This is a genomic window from Collinsella sp. CLA-ER-H2 (genome assembly GCF_040092405.1).
In the GTDB taxonomy this organism is placed as follows: domain Bacteria; phylum Actinomycetota; class Coriobacteriia; order Coriobacteriales; family Coriobacteriaceae; genus Collinsella.
In genome coordinates, this window is sequence record NZ_JBBNLO010000059.1 from 1 (window position 1) to 2,217 (window position 2,217).

At 57.1% G+C, this 2,217-nt stretch carries 1 protein-coding gene; it reads left to right on the top strand.

The features are described 5' to 3' along the window. The first annotated feature begins 300 nt into the window (after nucleotides 1-300). Nucleotides 301-1,995, top strand: coding sequence for a phospho-sugar mutase (locus AAAX59_RS09625; RefSeq protein WP_349071597.1), 1,695 nt, complete (start codon nucleotides 301-303; stop codon nucleotides 1,993-1,995). The last annotated feature ends 222 nt before the right edge of the window (nucleotides 1,996-2,217 follow it).

Here is a 2,217-nt window from a genome sequence, read left to right on the forward strand (position 1 = left end):
CGCGCCGAGAGTACTGCGGGGTCAGCCCGTGGGAGGCCAGGGCGCCGCTGACCGGTGGACGGCACCGAGCCGTACGCTTGAACTGAGAAGGGGGAGGCCTCGCGGCCTCCCCCTTTTTTGCGTTTACGCGCAACATTCCTTCTGCAATTAAATCAATTTAATCATCCACCGCTGAATATAGACGTTCACCGTTCTTTGGTCGGTTCTTTGTTCTCAATGGACTAATATTTGCTTTAGCGCACTGCTGCGCTTGTCCTGTTTTACACGGGTCGTTTTATTGATTGTGACGGAAGGACTCATATGGCAGATGTTCATGAGCTGCTTGATACTTGGATTGCCAATGTCAAGGACGAGGAGCTCCTCGCTGAGCTTAACACGATGAAGGAGCAGGGTGATGAGGACGCCATCACCGACGCTTTCTTCCAGGATCTCGCCTTCGGTACTGCCGGCCTTCGCGGCACTATCGGTGCGGGCACTAACCGTATGAATATCTATACGGTCGGTCGTGCGACCCAGGGATTCGCTGACTACCTCAATGCGACCTTCGAGCATCCGACGGTCGCCATCGCTCGCGATAGCCGCAATAAAGGTGAGCTGTTCGTCAAGACGACGGCTGCCATTCTTGCAGCAAACGGCGTGACTGCCCTCGTGTATCCCAAGATTTCTCCTGTGCCGACGCTCTCCTGGGCCGTCCGCGACCTTAAGTGCTCCGGTGGCATTTGCATGACCGCTAGTCATAATCCGGCGCCTTATAACGGCTATAAGGCCTATGGCCCCGACGGCTGCCAGATCACCAGCGAGGCCGCCGATGCAATTTCTAAGGCTATCGCCGAGACCGATACGTTCACCGGCGTGAAGTCCATGGACTTCGATGAGGCTCTTGAGCAGGGTCTGGTCAAATGGATCGATGACTCGTGCCTCGAGCGTTATTACGACGCCGTTCTCGCCCGCGGCGTGACTAACCTTTCTGCCGAGGAGATCGCTGGCGCTCCGCTTGAGCTCGTCTACACTCCGCTCAACGGCACCGGCCTCATTCCCGTCACGACGGTGCTCGAGCGCGCTGGCATCACCGATGTCACGGTTGTTCCCGAGCAGAAGGAGCCTAACGGCGATTTCCCGACCTGCCCGTATCCTAACCCCGAGATTCGTCAGGCCATGCAGAAGGGCATTGACCTGTGCGAGCAGGTTCACCCCGATCTGCTGCTTGCAACCGATCCTGACGCCGATCGCGTTGGCGTTGCCGTTAAGAATGGCGATGACTATCTGCTGCTGACCGGCAATGAGATGGGCGTTCTGCTGCTTGACTATATCTGCAAGACCCGCGCTGCTCGCGGTGAGGACCTCACTAAGAAGGTTGCTGTCACTACTATCGTTTCTTCCGCCATGGTTGACGCTCTGGCCGACGAGTACGGTTTTGAGCTCCGCCGCTGCCTGACGGGCTTCAAGTACATCGGCGACATCATTACTTCTCTTTCCGATGCTGGCGAGGTCGATCGCTTTATCTTCGGTTTTGAGGAGAGCTACGGCTATCTGGCCGGTGACCACGTGCGCGACAAGGACGCCGTGAGCACTTCTCTTCTGATTTGCCAGATGGCGCAGTATTACAAGCTCCAGGGCAAGAACCTTGCAGATGCGATGCACGAGCTGTACGAGAAGTATGGCTACTATCACAACAAGACGATTTCGCTGAGCTATCCGGGCGCTGAGGGTGCGGCAAAGATGGCCGGCATCATGGCTGGTCTGCGCGAGAACCCGCCCGCGGAGCTCGCCGGTTCCAAGATTGAGGCTGTCGTGGATTACAACACCTGCGTGAACGGCCTGCCGAAGGCTAACGTCATTGAGTTCGATCTTGAGGGCGGCAACAAGGGTATTGTTCGTCCTTCCGGCACCGAGCCCAAGATTAAGCTGTACATCTTCGCTAAGGGCGCGGATGCCGCCGAGGCTGATGCCGCACTTGACGCGATTGAGGAGTCTGGTCGCAAGCTGCTGGCATAAGGTATTTAAGAGTCTATAGCTATAGATGGGCTAAAGAGGGGATCTCGGATGCGAGGTCCCCTCCTGTTTTTAACCAGCCAGCCGAGAGTACTTATATGTGTAGGAAATGTGTACGCCCAGATTCCCGCCCCCGGGGCCCCTCCGGTCTGGCAATATATCTCCTTGCCGCGCGGCCCGGTGGAACCGGATCAGCCGCGGGGCGTGCACCTTGAGAACCGGATA